Source organism: Bradyrhizobium sp. 604_D8_N2_3 (assembly GCF_051810765.1).
GTDB classification, from domain to species: Bacteria; Pseudomonadota; Alphaproteobacteria; order Rhizobiales; family Xanthobacteraceae; genus Bradyrhizobium; species Bradyrhizobium barranii.
Window position 1 is genome coordinate 403,860 of record NZ_JBPWPM010000001.1, and the last position, 16,433, is coordinate 420,292.

General features: G+C 65.1%; 20 protein-coding genes. 6 read left to right on the forward strand and 14 right to left on the reverse strand.

Annotated elements, in window-relative coordinates; translation table 11 throughout:
• Entirely contained in the window at positions 1-399 is a 399-nt protein-coding gene (locus AB7245_RS01890) for a metallopeptidase family protein (protein WP_063980387.1), read from the reverse strand.
• Positions 400-565: 166 nt separating this feature from the next.
• Between AB7245_RS01890 and AB7245_RS01895 the strand changes: the two genes are divergently transcribed.
• Positions 566-847, forward strand: a complete 282-nt coding sequence (locus AB7245_RS01895; protein ID WP_063980388.1) for a hypothetical protein — start codon at positions 566-568, stop codon at positions 845-847.
• Between the two features lie 49 nt (positions 848-896).
• Complete coding sequence (locus AB7245_RS01900) at positions 897-1,157, forward strand: hypothetical protein (RefSeq protein ID WP_084794921.1); 261 nt, start codon at positions 897-899, stop codon at positions 1,155-1,157.
• A 9-nt stretch (positions 1,158-1,166) separates the two neighbouring features.
• On the opposite strand, the gene AB7245_RS01905 is transcribed toward AB7245_RS01900, so the two are convergent.
• Positions 1,167-1,466, reverse strand: a complete 300-nt coding sequence (locus AB7245_RS01905) for a DUF1330 domain-containing protein (protein WP_063985986.1) — start codon at positions 1,464-1,466, stop codon at positions 1,167-1,169.
• Between the two features lie 163 nt (positions 1,467-1,629).
• Here AB7245_RS01905 and AB7245_RS01910 point away from each other — a divergent pair, with 163 nt between their 5' ends.
• The gene (locus AB7245_RS01910; RefSeq protein ID WP_063985987.1) at positions 1,630-2,190 is read left to right on the forward strand and encodes a hypothetical protein; all 561 of its coding nucleotides are present in this window, start codon (positions 1,630-1,632) and stop codon (positions 2,188-2,190) included.
• A gap of 51 nt (positions 2,191-2,241) precedes the next feature.
• Here AB7245_RS01910 and AB7245_RS01915 read toward each other — a convergent pair whose 3' ends face one another.
• The 9 genes from AB7245_RS01915 to ffh all read right to left on the reverse strand — a co-directional run bounded on the left by AB7245_RS01915 (position 2,242) and on the right by ffh (position 9,608).
• Positions 2,242-2,451 (reverse strand): hypothetical protein, encoded by a 210-nt coding sequence (locus AB7245_RS01915; RefSeq protein WP_063980389.1) that lies wholly within the window; start codon positions 2,449-2,451, stop codon positions 2,242-2,244.
• Positions 2,452-2,545: 94 nt separating this feature from the next.
• The gene (gene leuC / locus AB7245_RS01920; RefSeq protein ID WP_063985988.1) at positions 2,546-3,952 is read right to left on the reverse strand and encodes a 3-isopropylmalate dehydratase large subunit; all 1,407 of its coding nucleotides are present in this window, start codon (positions 3,950-3,952) and stop codon (positions 2,546-2,548) included.
• Positions 3,953-4,274: 322 nt separating this feature from the next.
• Entirely contained in the window at positions 4,275-4,655 is a 381-nt protein-coding gene (rplS, locus tag AB7245_RS01925) for a 50S ribosomal protein L19 (RefSeq protein WP_063980390.1), read from the reverse strand.
• A 108-nt stretch (positions 4,656-4,763) separates the two neighbouring features.
• Positions 4,764-5,519, reverse strand: coding sequence for a tRNA (guanosine(37)-N1)-methyltransferase TrmD (gene trmD, locus AB7245_RS01930; protein ID WP_063980391.1), 756 nt, complete (start codon positions 5,517-5,519; stop codon positions 4,764-4,766).
• A 55-nt stretch (positions 5,520-5,574) separates the two neighbouring features.
• Positions 5,575-6,240 carry a TapB family protein gene (locus AB7245_RS01935; protein ID WP_187387862.1) on the reverse strand — a complete coding sequence of 222 codons (666 nt, stop codon included), beginning with the start codon at positions 6,238-6,240 and terminating at the stop codon, positions 5,575-5,577.
• A 53-nt stretch (positions 6,241-6,293) separates the two neighbouring features.
• Positions 6,294-6,974 carry a TapB family protein gene (locus tag AB7245_RS01940; protein ID WP_187387863.1) on the reverse strand — a complete coding sequence of 227 codons (681 nt, stop codon included), beginning with the start codon at positions 6,972-6,974 and terminating at the stop codon, positions 6,294-6,296.
• Positions 6,975-7,093: 119 nt separating this feature from the next.
• The gene (gene rimM, locus AB7245_RS01945) at positions 7,094-7,636 is read right to left on the reverse strand and encodes a ribosome maturation factor RimM (protein ID WP_063980394.1); all 543 of its coding nucleotides are present in this window, start codon (positions 7,634-7,636) and stop codon (positions 7,094-7,096) included.
• Positions 7,637-7,645: 9 nt separating this feature from the next.
• Positions 7,646-7,978 carry a 30S ribosomal protein S16 gene (rpsP, locus tag AB7245_RS01950; protein ID WP_063980395.1) on the reverse strand — a complete coding sequence of 111 codons (333 nt, stop codon included), beginning with the start codon at positions 7,976-7,978 and terminating at the stop codon, positions 7,646-7,648.
• Between the two features lie 85 nt (positions 7,979-8,063).
• Positions 8,064-9,608 carry a signal recognition particle protein gene (ffh, locus tag AB7245_RS01955; protein WP_063980396.1) on the reverse strand — a complete coding sequence of 515 codons (1,545 nt, stop codon included), beginning with the start codon at positions 9,606-9,608 and terminating at the stop codon, positions 8,064-8,066.
• Positions 9,609-10,056: 448 nt separating this feature from the next.
• On the opposite strand from ffh, the gene AB7245_RS01960 reads away from it, so the two are divergent.
• On the forward strand, positions 10,057-11,121 hold the full coding sequence (locus tag AB7245_RS01960; RefSeq protein WP_063980397.1) for an MBL fold metallo-hydrolase: 1,065 nt from the start codon (positions 10,057-10,059) through the stop codon (positions 11,119-11,121).
• Between the two features lie 158 nt (positions 11,122-11,279).
• Here AB7245_RS01960 and AB7245_RS01965 read toward each other — a convergent pair whose 3' ends face one another.
• Together AB7245_RS01965 and AB7245_RS01970 are read right to left on the reverse strand one after the other, a co-directional pair.
• Entirely contained in the window at positions 11,280-11,999 is a 720-nt protein-coding gene (locus tag AB7245_RS01965; protein WP_063980398.1) for an SIMPL domain-containing protein, read from the reverse strand.
• A 5-nt stretch (positions 12,000-12,004) separates the two neighbouring features.
• A complete protein-coding gene (locus tag AB7245_RS01970) occupies positions 12,005-12,748 on the reverse strand; it encodes a GyrI-like domain-containing protein (RefSeq protein WP_071908659.1) in 744 nt (247 codons plus the stop codon).
• Between the two features lie 206 nt (positions 12,749-12,954).
• On the opposite strand from AB7245_RS01970, the gene dapF reads away from it, so the two are divergent.
• Both dapF and mtaB read left to right on the forward strand, forming a co-directional pair.
• The gene (gene dapF / locus AB7245_RS01975; RefSeq protein WP_063980399.1) at positions 12,955-13,830 is read left to right on the forward strand and encodes a diaminopimelate epimerase; all 876 of its coding nucleotides are present in this window, start codon (positions 12,955-12,957) and stop codon (positions 13,828-13,830) included.
• Entirely contained in the window at positions 13,830-15,083 is a 1,254-nt protein-coding gene (mtaB, locus tag AB7245_RS01980; RefSeq protein ID WP_063980400.1) for a tRNA (N(6)-L-threonylcarbamoyladenosine(37)-C(2))-methylthiotransferase MtaB, read from the forward strand. Before dapF ends, mtaB begins: the two co-directional genes overlap by 1 nt.
• Positions 15,084-15,216: 133 nt before the next feature.
• On the opposite strand, the gene AB7245_RS01985 is transcribed toward mtaB, so the two are convergent.
• Positions 15,217-16,326, reverse strand: coding sequence for a DUF2336 domain-containing protein (locus tag AB7245_RS01985; protein ID WP_071908656.1), 1,110 nt, complete (start codon positions 16,324-16,326; stop codon positions 15,217-15,219).
• Between the last annotated feature and the right edge of the window lie 107 nt (positions 16,327-16,433).

Sequence of the window (16,433 nt, forward strand, 5' to 3'; positions counted from 1 at the left end):
CTACTCCGCCTGAGCCTCAATCGCCGCCATATCGTCGTCCGAGAGGCCGAAATGGTGGCCGATCTCGTGGATCAGGACGTGGCGGACGATGTGGCCGAGCCTCTCGTCGTGCTCGGCCCAGTAATCCAGGATCGGCCGGCGGTAGAGCCAGACCATGTTGGGCAGCCGCGCCACATCGCCCAGGCTCTGCTGGGGCAGGCCGACGCCCTGGAACAGGCCGAGCAGGTCGAACTCGCTATCGCATTCCATCTCGTCCATCACTTCCTCGGTCGGGAAGTCGTCGACACGGAGGATCACGCCCTCACAGAGGCCGCGAAATTCCGCCGGCAGGCGCTCGAAGATGTCGTGCGCCGTCGCTTCCATCTCAGCCAGCGAGGGTGCTTTCAATTCCGTCCACATGGGCTTTTCTTAGCGCGGGTTCCGTGGCGATGCATCCGGCTTTATAGAGGGCTACGAAGAGTTGACGCCGCGCACGAAAACGGGGAGCGTACGGCGCCTCAAGGGGATAGCTCAGGTGGGTGGTGGTGCGATGCGGGCGGGAACAGCAATACTGGTTCTACTTTGCATGGGGTTGTTTTCGCAATTTTGCGTCGGTGCGGAAGCTCAGACGGCCGGCGCCGGTGTCAGGCTGGCCCAGGCGGCCTCGCCAGACGACGTTCCGCCGCCGCGCAGGCGCCCGCCCGCCCGGCTGCGCGTCACGCCCTACTACGCTCCGGACGGCGTCTATCCGCGCTACTATCCGGGTCCCGATGCGGTGCGCGAGTGCAACGCCACCTATGTGCAGGAATATCGGCCGAGCGGCACGGTGATCGTGCCGCATATGAGCTGCTACTGGCGGCGGGGCTGACGCGCCTCAACGGCCGCGTGATGCCCGCATCTTGAGGGCGGAGTTCGTCATGACGAGATGGATTGCATTGGCCGTTGTCGCCGGGCTCGCAGCGGGTTTGCCTCGCGCTTCAACCGCGCAGAGTGTGACGAAGTCGGATGCCTCGGCCGGGACAGCGATTTTCGATGCGAGACGGCACGCAAGACACCATGACGTTGCGCGGCGCTCAGCGCCCCATGATCCGCATTATTACGCGCGGCCCATCTACTATCGTCCCTATCCCTACGGCGTGCCGGCACCCTTCGTGTTCGGCTACGGGCCGTGGTGGTGACGCGCCGCGTTAGCCCGCCGGCGCAAATCCCCTGACCAGCAGCACGGTTGCCTGCGCGCCCGCCTTGCGATCGCGCGAGATGTCTTCGTAGTCCGGCGAATTCGAGAAGGCGAGGAACGCGGCCTCGTCGGGAAACGACATCATGACGAGCTTGTCGAACGGCCACGGGCCCTCGAGCACGCGCGGCTGCTCGTCGGCGGCGAGCAGCCGTCCATTGTACTTTCTGAACACGTCGAAGAACCGCGCCTGATAGCGGTCATAGGCCGCGCGGTCCGTCATCTTCAATTGCGCGATCGCGTAGACGGTCATCTTTCGAATTCCTTTTGTCGTGGCACGGCGCCTCGGCAGGTTGTTCATTCACGAGGGGTTCACGTCGCTGTCCCTAATTTAATCTTGGGAGCGACTGCAATTGAACAGCGATGCGAGCGACGGCTGCGCCGCAATGCTGCCGTTCAGATTCAGGGAGAATTCCATGCTGCGGATCTTGGATGCTCGGACAAGCCCGATACGCTTGCTCGGGCTCGCGGCCGTTGCCACGCTGATGCTGTCGGCCGGAACTGCACAACGTGCCGAAGCGATGACTCCGATCAATCCGACGCCATTGCCGGCGGCGAAGGCTGCAAGCGACGACATGATCACGCAGGTTCGCCACGGTGGCGGCGGTGGTGGACATGGTGGCGGCTTCCATGGTGGTGGCGGTTTTCGTGGCGGTGGTTTCCACGGCGGCGGAGGACATATCGGCGGTTTCCGCGGCGGTGGCTTTCGTGGCGGCCATATCGGCGGCTTCCGCGCCGCACCCGCCTTTCACGGTAGCGGCTATCGCTACGGCGGATTTCGCCACTATGGCGGTTTTCATCGCTACGGGGTCTATCGCCCGCATTACGGCTATCGCCACTTCCACCGGCGCTATTATTACGGCGGCTACTATCCCTACTACAACTATCCGCGCCGCTGCCGGGTGATCTGGACCTATTACGGTCCGCGCCGCGTCTGCCGGTGGCATCGCTGGCACTATCCGTACCGCTATTGGTAATCGCGATCGAAATGAAAAGGGCGCCGCGACGGCGCCCTTTGTTCGTGTGGCCTAGAGCCAATCCTTCAGCTTCCACGACGCCGGCTTCCACCGTGTCAGGTTCTCGAGCTTCCACTGCTTGATCATCGCCGGCGGCCAGCGGCTGAGCTTCGAGGTCTCCTCGACCTCGGGCTTGGCGACGATGGGCAAGGGCGTTGCGCGCCGCCGGTGCTGGCGCGTCGCCTCGCCGATCAGATCGACATATTCAGGCTTGTTGGCCATGAGCTGTGTCCTCGCGAAACCGTCGCGAGGACGCAGTGTCGGCGATGCCGATTAACGGCCGTTTGCCGCTTTAGCTCAAATTGCAGGGAGCGGCTTACCGCCACTCCCTGACGTCGACGAAGTGACCCGCGATCGCAGCCGCCGCAGCCATCGCCGGCGACACCAGATGCGTGCGGCCCTTGAAGCCCTGGCGTCCCTCGAAGTTGCGGTTCGAGGTCGAGGCGCAGCGCTCTTCCGGGGCCAGCTTGTCCGGGTTCATCGCGAGGCACATCGAGCAACCGGGCTCGCGCCATTCGAAGCCGGCCTTGATGAAGATCTTGTCCAGACCCTCAGCCTCGGCCTGCTCCTTCACGAGGCCCGAGCCCGGCACGACCATGGCGTTGACATGCGCTGAAACGGTCTTGCCTTCGGCAATCTTCGCCGCCGCGCGCAGATCTTCGATCCGGCCGTTGGTGCAGGAGCCGATGAAGATGCGGTCGAGCTTGATGTCGGTGATCTTCGTGCCCGCCGTCAGGCCCATGTATTTCAGCGCGCGGTGCTTGGAGAGACGCTTGGCCTCGTCCGCGATCTGATCCGGATCGGGCACGATGCCGGTCACCGAGATGACGTCCTCAGGCGAGGTGCCCCAGGTCACGATCGGCGGCAGCTTGGCAGCGTCGAGGCGCAGCTCGTGGTCGAAATGCGCGCCGTCGTCGGAGCGCAGCTTCTCCCAGTAGCGCATCGCCGCGTCCCAGTCCGCGCCCTTCGGCGCCTTCGGGCGGCCGCGCAGGAAGTCGAACGCCTTCTGGTCGGGCGCAACCAGGCCGGCGCGGGCGCCGCCTTCGATCGACATGTTGCAGACCGTCATGCGGCCTTCCATCGACAACGCGCGGATCGCATCGCCGGCGTATTCCAGCACGTAGCCGGTGCCGCCGGCAGTGCCGATCTCGCCGATGATGGCGAGGATGATGTCCTTGCCCGTCACGCCTTCAGGCAATTTGCCGTCGACGGTCACGCGCATGTTCTTCGCCTTCTTCTGGATCAGCGTCTGCGTCGCCAGCACGTGCTCGACCTCGGAGGTGCCGATGCCGTGTGCGAGCGCGCCGAACGCGCCATGCGTCGAGGTGTGGCTGTCACCGCAGACGATGGTGGTGCCGGGCAGGGTAAAGCCCTGCTCGGGGCCGATGACGTGGACGACGCCCTGGCGCTTGTCGAACTCGTCGTAATATTCGATGCCGAATTGCTTGGCGTTCTCGGCCAGCGCCTTGATCTGCTCGATGCTCTCCGGATCGGGATTCGGCTTGGTGCGATCGGTGGTCGGCACGTTGTGGTCGACGACGGCGAGCGTCTTTTCCGGCGAGTGCACCTTGCGGCCGGTGGCGCGCAGACCCTCGAACGCCTGCGGCGAGGTCACTTCGTGCACCAGATGGCGGTCGATATAGAGCAGGCAGGTGCCGTCGTCGGCTTCGTGCACCAGATGGTCGTTCCAGATCTTGTCGTACAATGTGGTCGGCTTGGACATGAGCTTCAGCTCCAGGAATGTTGTGGTGCGGATATGCGCGGTCACGCGCGGGCAACAAAATCGTCAGCGCAGCTTTTAGGCTGCGCGCGTAAGCTCTGACGTTGCCGAGGTCGCGAAGCGTCCGAAGAACCGGCCAGGCAGCCGCGAGCGATCGTCGATGACGATGCGCGTGACGGGGGCGAGGCTGGTCTGATCTGGAAACATTCCAAGAATATATAGCAGGCCGATTTGGAAGCGCGAGTGCTTTGACGCGCACGGCTGACGCAACAAAAAAGCGCGGGGTTTTGCCCCGCGCTCTCTAGAACTCGTCTGTAAACGGAGCTTACTCGTTGACGGCCTTGGCGTGCTCAGTCTTCTCGACGATGCGGGCCGACTTGCCGCGAAGGTTGCGGAGGTAATAGAGCTTGGCACGACGCACCTTGCCGCGGCGCACCACCTTGATCGAGTCGATCATCGGGGAGAGTAGCGGGAACACGCGCTCGACACCCTCGCCATAGGAGATCTTGCGGACGGTGAAGCTCTCGTTGAGGCCGCCGCCGGAACGGCCGATGCAGACGCCTTCATAGGCCTGCACGCGGGTGCGGTCGCCTTCGACGACCTTCACGTTGACGATCACGGTGTCACCGGGACCGAATTCCGGAATCTCCTTGCTGGCGGAGAGCTTGTCGAATTGCTCTTTTTCGAGCTGTTGGATCAGGTTCATGGGTAAATCTCCATCGGCGCGCCCAGCCGCAGGACGGGGGCTGCGCGAAATTCGTTGATCCAGCTATTGCGGATGTGGCCGCTCCTATAAGGCAAGCCGGAGCGTTTGTCACCCGTCTGTCTTGTTTTTTGGCGTTTTTTGGCGTCTGGCTCGATTCGGGGCTTTGGCCGGGATTTTGGCCCACAAATCAGGCCGCCGGGCCGCCGTCAGGGCCTCGGATTGTGCCCGCCGCCAGGCTGCAACCTTGGCGTGGTCGCCGGAGGTCAGGGTCTCCGGGATCGGAGCCCCCTCGAACAGCTGCGGGCGGGTGTATTGGGGGTATTCGAGCAGGCCCTCCGAAAAGCTTTCCTCGGTTCCCGAGGCCTCCTTGCCCATCACGCCGGGCAGCAGCCGGACGCAGGCGTCGATCAGGGCCAGCGCGGCGATTTCGCCCCCGGACAGCACGTAGTCGCCGATCGAGACCTCCTCCAGGCCCCGTCCGTCGATCACCCGCTGGTCCACGCCCTCGAACCGTCCGCAAACGATCAGGGGACCCGGACCCTCGGCCAGCTCCACCACCCGGGCCTGGGTCAATGGCCGACCCCTCGGGCTCATCAGCAGTTTCGGCCGGTCCGCGCTGATCCCGGCGGCATCGATCGCCGCCGCCAGAACATCGGCCCGCAGCACCATGCCCGGTCCGCCGCCCGCGGGGGTGTCGTCGACGCTCCGATGCCGGTCGGTGGCTGAGGCCCGGATGTCCCGCGCCTCGAGCTCCCAGAGCCCGCCAGCCAGCGCCCGGCCGGCCAGGCTCACGCCGAGCGGCCCCGGAAACATCTCCGGAAACAGTGTCAGCACCGTCGCGCGCCAGGGTGAGGAGGTCGTCATGGCCGCTGGTTAGGGCATTGCGGCCGACAGGTCGAGGCCCGGCCGGCCGAGTTGGTTATTGCTTGCGGCCGTACTCGACGAGCTCGATGACGTTATTGGTCAGCAGATGGCCGTTGCCGCGCGCCACGTAGGTCCGTTTCGCCCAGTGGTCGATGGCCGGCGCGTACCAGGTCATGGCCGAGATCTCGTGCTTGCGGCTCGGATCGTTGGTTGGACGCCTCAGGAGCGTCGTTTCGATCTTGTACGTCTCGAACGTGCCGGCCTTGGTGGTGATGGTCTCCTGGCCGACGACCTTCGAATGGCCCGAGCGTTTCCAGATGAAGCCCTTGCTGCTGTTGACGTCATCGGCGGAGAAGCTCCAGCTATCGCCGATTTTCAGTGGCGCATGGATGCCGCTGCCGTCGCCGGGCTGATATTTCCACTCACCCGCGTTCTTCAGATTCCACGACCGATCGTAGATGTTCAGGCCCTCGGCCTCCTTGCCGTCGGTCGTGACCCGAACGCTGATCTCGGCAGGCGTGACCTCGGTGACGATGTTCCTGCGGACCGCGCTGACCTTGCCGCTGATTTCGTCCCGCACCTCGTAGGTCCAGAAGTCGCCTTGCAGGGGTGCCTCCATCGCGATGACCGGCTTTGCGGCGGCGGGCGGATCGCTCGCCGCCGATGCCAGGGTGGTGCCGGCAAGCAGACAAGCCATCATCGTGGCCGCGTAACGAGACATCTTCATGCTCCCCGGAAGGCTTCGGTCATCGACGGTCGCTTTCGCGCCGGCCGCTAGCGGCGGCCGTATTCGATCATTTCGAGCGCGCCCCGCTCGCGAACCCTGCCGTCCGCTCTGCTGACATAAGTGCGCTTCACCCAATGGTTGATCTCGGGCACGTACCAGGCCTGCTGCTCGGCCTGGGATTTCTTGGTGGGATCGTTGGCGTTTCGCATCTCGATCGAGGTTTCGATCTTGTAGGCCTCGAATGTGCCGGCGCGGGTGGTGATGGTCTCCCTGGCAGTGACCTTCGAGGTACCCGTGCGCTTCAGGTTGACACCCGCCGTGCTGTTCGAGTCGCTGGACTTGAACGTCCAGGTCTTGCCGATCGCGAGCGGCATGCGGATGCCCGTGCCGTCATTCGGCGTGAACCGCCATGCACCATTGTTGATGATGTCCCACGACCGGTCATAGGTCTGGTAGCCGAAACCGGGCTTGCCGAGGATCTCGAACCGGACGCTGATCTCGGTGGCCGACACGTCGGTGATGGTGTGCGTCATGGTCGATTTGAGGTCGCCCGTGATCTCGTCGCGCATCTCGTAGGTCCAGTGGTCACCGACCTGCGGCTCCTCCATCGGGGCGAGCGAGGTGGCTTGCTCGGCTGCAGCCGGCGGGGGGCTCGGTGGCGTCTGCGCACTGACAAGGCCCGCGGATGCGAGCAGGCCGATCGTTGCCATAAGACAGCGGCGCAGCATTTGGAGCTCCGGTGTTGGGGAGAGGCGCGGGAGGGCGATGCAACCAAAGCGTGAACGAGCCGGATGCCCGATGCAAGTGAAGATTTCGCGAGATTTGTTAGCGAGCCGTTACCGCACCGTCATGATGACGGAGCCTCGCTGTCATCATCACCCTCGATCTCCTGCGGCAGCGCGATCACGACGCGGCCGCCTGTGAGATCGACTTCCGGCACCACCGCGTTTGTGAACGGCAGCAGCATCGTCGTGCCCTTTGCAGATCCTTTGGGCGGAGCGATCTCGATGATGTCGCCGGCGCCGAAATTGTGGATCGCGAGCACGCGGCCGAGCGCGTCGCCGTCGGTGGTGACGGCGGCGAGCCCGATCAGGTCGGTGTGGTAATATTCGTCCTCGTCGGTCGCGGGCAGCTTTTCGCGCGCGACGTAGAGCTCGATGCCGTTGAGGCGCTCGGCCTCATCGCGGGTCGTGACGCCCTTGAACGTCGCGACCAGATGATCCTTGGCTTCGCGCGCCTGCGCGACCTCGAACTGGCGCTTGCCATCCTTGGACAGAAGCGGCCCGTAGCGCCTGACCGCAAAGGGATCTTCGGTGAAGGTCCACAGCTTGACCGCACCGCGCACACCATGCGCGGCGCCGATCCGCGCGACGCAGACCAGCGCCGACATGATCTGACCTTAACCCTTCGCGGCGGCTTCGGCCTGCGCCTTGCGCTCCTTGCGCGGCACGGCCTTCTCAGGGTTGTTGCGCGCTTCGCGCTTCTTGACGCCGGCGGCGTCGAGGAAACGCGCCACGCGGTCCGACGGCTGCGCACCCTTGGCGACCCAGGCCTTCACCTTGTCCATGTCGAGCTTGAGGCGGGCCTCGTTGTCCTTCGGCAGCAGCGGGTTGAAATAACCGAGACGCTCGATGAAGCGGCCATCGCGGGGAAAGCGCGAATCGGCGACGACGACGTGATAGACGGGGCGCTTCTTGGTGCCTGCGCGAGCGAGGCGGATAACGACGGACATCTGGTTCTCCTTCAAAGTACAGTTTGTTCGGTTGATTGGTATTCCGCGTCGCGCGAGATGCTTAGGATCCCTCGCGACGAATTCCTCATTTCTTCTTGCCCGGAAATCCGCCGAGGCCCGGCAGCGTCGGCTTGCCGCTCAGCCCGGTCAGTCCGGGAACGTTGGGCAGGCCGGTGCGCAGACCAGCGGGCAAATCCTTCGGCAGGCTGGGCAGACCTTGTCCGCCGCCTTGCATCTTCTCCTGCAACGCCTTCATCTCTTCGGGCGAGGGCGGCTTCATGCCGCCGCCAAAGCCCATCGCCTGCGCAATGCCGGCGAGCGGGCCACGCTTGCCCGAGCCCATGGCCTTCATCACGTCGGCCATGTTCCGGTGCATCTTGAGCAGCTTGTTGACCTGCTCGACGCTCTGGCCGCTTCCTGCGGCGATGCGCTTCTTGCGGCTGGCCTTGAGCAGGTCGGGATGACGGCGCTCGTCGCGCGTCATGGAATCGATCACCGCGACCTGGCGCTTCAGGATCTTGTCGTCGATGCCGGCGGCCGCGATCTGGTTCTTCATCTTGGCGATGCCGGGCATCATGCCCATCAGCCCGCTGATGCCGCCCATGTTCGCCATCTGCAACAGCTGCTCGCGCATGTCGTTGAGGTCGAACTGACCCTTGCGCATGCGCTCGGCGGTGCGCGCGGCCTTTTCGGCGTCGATGTTGGCGGCGGCACGTTCGACCAGCGACACCACGTCGCCCATGCCGAGGATGCGGCCGGCGATACGATCGGGATGGAAATCTTCCAGCGCGTCGGTCTTTTCACCGGTGCCGATCAGCTTGATCGGCTTGCCGGTGACGGCGCGCATCGACAGCGCGGCGCCGCCGCGGCCGTCGCCGTCGACGCGTGTCAGCACGATGCCGGTGAGGCCGACGCGCTGATCGAAGGCGCGCGCGAGATTCACGGCGTCCTGGCCGGTGAGGCTGTCGGCGACCAGCAGCACTTCATGCGGATTGGCAGCGGCTTTGATCGCAGCCGCTTCCGCCATCATGTCTTCGTCGAGCGTGGTGCGGCCGGCGGTGTCGAGCAGCACGACGTCGTAGCCGCCGAGCTTGCCGGCTTCCAGCGCGCGCTTCGCAATCTGAGCCGGCTGCTGGCCGGCGACGATCGGCAGGGTCGGAATGTCGAGATCGCGGCCGAGCACGGCCAGCTGCTCCATCGCCGCCGGGCGATAGATGTCGAGCGAAGCCATCAGCACCTTGCGCTTGTCGCGCTGGACCATGCGGCGGGCGAGCTTTGCGGTGGTGGTCGTTTTACCGGAGCCTTGCAGACCGACCATCATGATCGGCACCGGCGGCACGGAATTGACGTCGATGGTCTGGCTTTCGGCACCGAGCGTGTTGATCAGCTCGTCATGGACGATCTTGACCACCATCTGGCCGGGCGTGACCGATTTGACGACGGTGGCGCCGATCGCCTGCTCGCGGACGCGCTCGGTGAAGCTGCGCACCACTTCGAGCGCGACGTCAGCCTCCAGCAGCGCGCGGCGCACCTCGCGCATCGCGGCGTCGACGTCCTTTTCGGTCAGCGCACCGCGCCCCGTCAGACGATCGAGAATGCCACCAAGCCGTTCCGACAGATTGTCGAACAATGCCGTTGTCCCTTGTCCTGCTCGCGCAGGGTTGCCGCGTTCACCATCGTCATGCCCCGGCTTAACCGGGGCATCCAGTACGCCGCGGCACCTCGGTTCAGCCGAGCTGCCTCTGGGATACTGGATCGCCCGATCAAGTCGGGCGATGACCACTTCCAAAGCAAGCGATCTTCCAAACACCTTTGCGCCCGAGGGCGCACAGCGCTGTCGGGCGTTGGCCTCTGGCCTCCAGGGCCAGTAGGCGGGTCGAAAAGAAAGCCTTTCCGAGAAAGTGGCGGGGTTAAACGCCGCTCCCGCCCAAAAGTCAAGGAAAGTTAGGGTGCCGGGGTGCCTTTGCCAGGGCAAGGCCCTGAGAATACGGAACTTTTCGCGGCCGGTTCCTTTTGCCTGGGCTCCGCCCATATAGAAGACGATGACTTACCTCCGTTACCATCCCTGAAGCCCGCTTGTGCCGATCACCCGCCGCCGCCTCTTTGGATCGCTCGCCGGTGGCGCCGCGCTGGTTGGTGTTCCGCCCCTCTGGATGTCCCGCATGAAAACCTATGACGGCCCGGTCTCCGACCATTTTGACGGCCTGACCTTCTTCGATCCCGACGGGGCGCCGCCGAGATCGCTCGGCGAGGTGCTGCGGTGGCAATTAGGTGGCCGGGGGCAGCGCGCGGACTGGCCCGACTGGGTGCCCAACCCCCATGCCGACACGCCGCCGCAGCGCGTCGAGGGCGACAAGGTGCGGCTCTCCTTCGTCGGCCACGTCAGCTGGCTGGTCCAGGCCGGCGGCCTCAACATCCTCGTCGATCCCGTCTGGTCCTCGCGGGTCTCGCCCGTCAGCTTTGCCGGACCGAAGCGGCACAACGACCCCGGTATCGCGTTCGAGAAGCTGCCGAAGATCGACGTCGTGCTGGTCTCGCACGGTCATTACGATCATCTGGACATCGCGACGCTGTCGCGGCTTGCCAAGAACTTTGCGCCGCGCGTGGTGACGCCACTCGGCAACGACGTAACGATGCGCAGCGCCGACTCCTCCATCAAGGTGGAGGCCTTCGACTGGCACGATCGCGTCGAGCTCGGCGGCGGCATCGCCGTGACGCTGGTGCCGACCCGGCACTGGTCGGCGCGCGGCATGTTCGATCGCAACAAGGCACTGTGGGCGAGTTTCGTGCTGGAGACACCGGCGGGGAAAATCTACGTGGTCTGCGATTCCGGCTATGGCGACGGCGGGCACTTTCGCCGCGTCGCAGAGAAGCACGGGCCGCTGCGTCTGGCGATCCTCCCGATCGGCGCCTACGAACCGCGCTGGTTCATGCGCGACCAGCACATGAATCCGGAAGACGCCGTGAAAGCGCTGGCCGATTGCGGCGCGCAAGCCGCGCTCGGGCATCATCACGGCACGTTCCAGCTGACCGATGAAGCGATCGACGCGCCGGCCAAGGCGCTGGTCGAAGCGTTGGATGCCGCGAAGCTTCCGCAGGAACGGTTCGTGGCGATGCAGCCGGGACAGGTGGTGGAGATCTAAATCCATCCACGTACACAACTTGCCCCGGACGCAGCGCAGCGTCTCTTCGACGGTGCGCTGCAGAGCCGGGGCCCATGCAGCAGCACGTGCCGTTGGCTTTCTGGGTCCCGGCCCTGCGCAGCGGCGTTTCACGCTGCAGCGCGTCCGGGACAAGAGACTTATTTGCCTTCAGGGCGAATAATCGCCCAGCTGACATTCACCGTCACCGACAGCGTTTCCTCGCCCGGGGCGACTGCCGCGGGCGCCGCCATCGGCGCGGTCGCCATTCTTGCCTTGAACAGCGGCACCGGAGCGCCGCCCTCGGATACGCTGAGCGGCGAGCCGAGCGTGACGCCGGTGGCCTTGGCATAGATCTCGGCCTTGCGGCGGGCGTCCACGACCGCCTGTTCGCGGGCGTCGTCGAGCAGCTTTGAGGCCTGCGTCACCTCGAAGGAGATGTTGCCGATGTCGTTGGCGCCGGCGCCGACCAGCGTGTCGATGATGCCAGCGACCTTGGTCACGTCGCGGATCTTCACGGTAACGCGGTTAGAGGCGCGGAACCCGACCACGGGCGAAGCGCCGGTGGATTTGTTCTGGCCGTATTGCGGCTGCAAGGACAGGCGCGAGGTCTGATAGTCCTTCTCGGCGATGCCAGCGCCCTTCAGCGCCAGCAGTACCTTGCCCATCGCGGCGTTGTTGGCGTCGGAGGCTTCCTTCGCCGACTTGGCGTCGTTGGCGACGCCGGCGTCGATCTGCGCGAGATCGGGCGCCGCGGAGATCGTGGCTTCGCCGCTCACCGAGATCGCGGAGGGAAAATCGTCCGCGCGTGCGGGCGTCGCCAGCAGCGTGGCGGCGAAAGCGGCGGCAAGGGACGTAAAAAGGACGGCAGGCTTCTTCATCTCTCTCACTTCAATGGCACGAACACGTTGATCACGAGCTTGTCCTCCGCCGTCTTCAGGGGATCGGTGAGGTACTCCTCGATAAAGGTGTCCTTGGCTTCCAGCTTCTTGTCGTCGAGGTGATTGGTGATCGCCTCATAGGTGTTGTCCATGTTGTCGTAGGAGCCGCGATGAACGAATTTCAGCGCCTTGCCTTCGGGCGATTTGCCGATGCTCATGTCCTTGGGCAGGTTCTTCGGGTCCTGCTCGACCGGGATCTCGGCCAGGAAGGTGAAGCCGGTGTCGTCGGTCGAGGTGTAGACGATCATCGAATTGCCGGCGGGCTTGATGCCCTGCTTGTCCAGCAGCGTGTTCAGCGCCTTGAAAGCGTCGATCAGCGTGTCGAAGGCCGAATCCCAATTGGCAGTGCCCTTGACCATCACGACCTTCTTCGGCTCGAGCGTGGTCTCCAGGCCAAAGGGATCGGCGGTCTGCACCGGGGCGGGCGTCGCGGCCGCAGCGGGCGGCGGGGCCGCCGGAGCGGGTGAGGGCGAAGCGCTGGCCGCAGGCGATGGCGCCGGAGAGGGCGCCGCCGCGGGCGCAGGTGCCGCACTTGCGGCCGGGGAGGGCGAGGCCGACGGAGCCGGCGAAGGGCTGGCCGACGCGGCGGGCGCCGGGCTCGGGGTCTGCGCCAGAGCGCCGGGCACGCCAAACGACATGGTCGCTGCCGGGATCAGCGCGAGCAGTGCGAGGCGACAAAAACGATTCATTCTATTCTCCCCAAGGGCTTATGCGCCAAGGCCTTACATCCCCAAGGCCTTGAGCCGGCCGCGCGTCCCGGATTGCGCGAACCCTGCCGTTCTAACACGCGAGTGCCGAATTCGTCCCATGACAGATGCGTCATGGCTATGGCGGCAAATCACTGGCCAAGCCGCCAAGGATCGCCATATAAGGCAGGCGAAATTCGGGACATTTCATGAGCGCTCTGGCCAACCACGCATTTGCCAAGATGAACGGCATCGGCAACGAGATCGTCGTTGTCGACATGCGTGATTCCGCCGCGCCGGTGACGCCGGACGACGCCCGCGCGGTCGCGTCCGCGCCGGGCGGCGTGCCCTACGACCAGCTCATGGTGCTCCGGAAGCCGCGGTTCGACGGGACCGAGGCCTTCATCAGCATCTACAACAATGACGGCTCCGAGGCCGGCGCCTGCGGCAACGGCATGCGCTGCGTGGTGCGGCGCATCTTCGAGAAGACCGGGCAGACCACGGCAACGTTCGAGACCGCCGCGGGCCTGCTCAATTGCTGGCAGGGCCCGGCGCCCGATCTCTACACCGTCGATATGGGCGCGCCGAAGTTCGGCTGGCAGGAGATTCCGCTGGCGGAAGAGTTTCGCGACACCCGCTACATCGAATTGCAGATCGGGCCGATCGACAATCCGATCCTGCATTCGCCTTCAGTGGTGAGCATGGGCAATCCGCATGCGATCTTCTGGGTCGAGGACGTCAACGCCTATGATCTCGAGCGTTTCGGTCCGCTGCTGGAAAATCACCCGATCTTCCCCGAACGCGCCAACATCACGCTCGCCCACATCGTCGATCGCGACCACGTCACGATCCGCACCTGGGAGCGTGGCGCGGGCCTGACCAGAGCTTGTGGTTCGGCGGCCTGCGCGACCGCGGTCGCGGCCGCGCGGCTGAAGCGCACCGAGCGCAATGTCGAGATCGCGCTGCCCGGCGGCAAGCTCGGGATCGAATGGCGTGAAAGCGATGACCACGTGCTGATGACGGGCCCCGCGACCTTCGAATATGAGGGCTCCTTCGATCCGGCGCTGTTCGCGCCGGTCGGCTGATGGCCGTCGACGTCGTCACCTTCGGCTGCCGCCTCAATGCCTTCGAGGCCGAATTGATCCGCCGCGAGGCTGAAGGCGCTGGCCTTTCCGATACCATCGTCATCAACAGCTGCGCCGTCACCAACGAGGCGGTGGCGCAGGCGCGCCAGTCGATCCGTAAATTGAAGCGCGAACGACCGGGCGCGCGCATCGTCGTCACCGGCTGTGCGGCGCAGACGCAGAGCCGGATGTTCGCAGACATGGCCGAGGTCGATCGCGTCCTCGGCAATGACGACAAGATGCGCAGCGAAGCCTGGCGCGATGCGCGTGCCGCGTTCGATCTCGGTGCGAGCGAAAAGATCGCCGTCAGCGACATCATGGCGGTGAAGGAGATGGCGCCGCATCTGATCGACGGCTTTGCGAGCGGCCTGCCGCGCGTGTTCGTGCAGGTGCAGAACGGCTGCGACCATCGCTGCACGTTCTGCATCATCCCCTATGGCCGCGGCAATTCACGCTCGGTGCCGATGGGCGCGGTGGTCGATCAGGTGCGGGCGCTTGTTGCGCGCGGCCATGCCGAGATCGTGCTGACCGGTGTGGACCTCACCAGCTATGGCGCCGACCTGCCGGGTGCACCAAGACTCGGCATGCTGACGAAGCAGATCTTGCGGCACGTGCCGGAGCTCAAGCGCCTGCGCATCTCCTCGATCGATTCGATCGAGGCCGATGCCGATCTGCTGGATGCCATCGGCGACGATGCGCGCCTGATGCCGCATCTGCACCTGTCGCTGCAATCCGGCGACGACATGATTTTGAAGCGCATGAAACGGCGGCATTCGCGCAACGACGCGATCGCGTTCTGCGACCAGGTCCGCCGCCTGCGCCCGGACATCGCGTTCGGAGCCGACATCATCGCGGGCTTTCCGACCGAGACCGAGGAGATGTTTTCGCGCTCGCTGGATCTCGTGGAGGAGTGCGGTCTGACGTTCCTGCACGTCTTCCCGTATTCGCCACGCCCCGGCACGCCGGCCGCGCGGATGCCGCAGGTCGCGGGCGGTGCGATCAAGGAGCGTGCGAAGCGGCTGCGTGCGGCGGGCGAAGTGGCATTACGACGGCGGCTGCAAGAGGAAGTGGGTACGACGCGCGATGTGCTGATCGAGAGCGACAGCCAGGGCCGCACGGAGCATTATCTGCCGGTGGCGATCGCGGGTGAACGTATTGGCCGTGTGGTGCCGCTGATGATCGCCGGCAGCGATGGCGAGCGGCTAACCACGTAATCAGTGTCGTCGCCCGGCTTGACCGGGCGACCCAGTACGCCGCGGCTCCTCGGTTCTATCGCTGCCGTCTCTGGAATACTGGATTGCCCGCTTTCGCGGGCAATGACAGCGGAGTGTGTGATGAGCAGCAGGCCTACAACGCCCGCACCTGCCAGAATCGCAGCGTCCGCCGCGCGTTCTCCGACGTCATTCGCGCGTAATTGCTTTTCGCCCTCGCGATATCGGCGGGTTTCATCGCGCCGGTGGCAAAGCGACTCTCGAGCACGGCGGCTGTGGTTTCCCAGCTGAGCTGGGCCGCCTTGCACGGCACCAGCAAGCCGTCCTCGCGCAGGCTCTGCATCAGCGGGCGAATCACTTCGACGGTCGATCCGGACAGGGCCGCTAATGCAGCCACGGTTTCCTCGTAGCGCCGCTGCGTGGCGAAGCCGAGCAGCGTCGCCTCGGTCAGCTGGCCCGTCGCCTTGAGATTTGCGATGGCCCGCTTGGCGCCTTCGAAATCGCGGACGGCCGACATCTCGCGCTCGACACCGACGGTCACGGCGGCGATCGCGCCCTGGATCTCCTCGAACAGATGCGGCGGTGCGCGCGACAGCAGCCGGGTGCGCACGGCATCCGTCGCAGAACGCAGCAACCGGCGGCGCAAATCGGACGGCAGGTCGACGCGGACGCCGACGCTCACGGCGAGCTCGGGATCGGCCTCCGCCTGCCCGACGATGACGGCAAATCCGTTTCCGGAAACGCGCGCGCCGGGATTGGCGGCAAGCCGCCGGCTGACGCTGGGATAGCGCCGCGCCAGCAGCGCGTCGGTGACGATCTCCTTGAGCCACCAGCGACCGGCGACCGCGAGCAGATGCGATTCGCCCTTGCTGGAGGCGATCTTCACCAGCTCGCCATCGTCGAGGCGCGCGGATTCCTGGAGCACGGGGCCGGCGATGCGAATTTCGTCATTATTGGCGAGGCGGCGGATCACGGAGGGCGGCGCCTGCGCGATCGGCGCAAGCTGCGCGCTGATCTCGGCCAGCGCAACGCGTGCGCCCATGTCGGCGATGGCGCGCAGCTCGATGGTGCCGATCAGGCGCTCGAGCACGTCGTCGAACAGCGCGATCTGCTCGTTGCCAAAACTTCCGGCGGAGGAGAGGAACAGGTCGGTGACGCGGCGGGCCGTTTCCAGGCCCTTTTCCGCCGAGCCGAGCCGAATCGCTGATTCGACTTCATCGATGATCGAAAACTCGGCCGTGGACATGACGCGTTGCTCGTCCTGAGCGAATGACGGAAGCTTGTTCTAAGCAATCGCTATCAATAGAGACGAGCACTGAACGTTTCGTAAACCACGGGGCGGAAGGCGAGCAC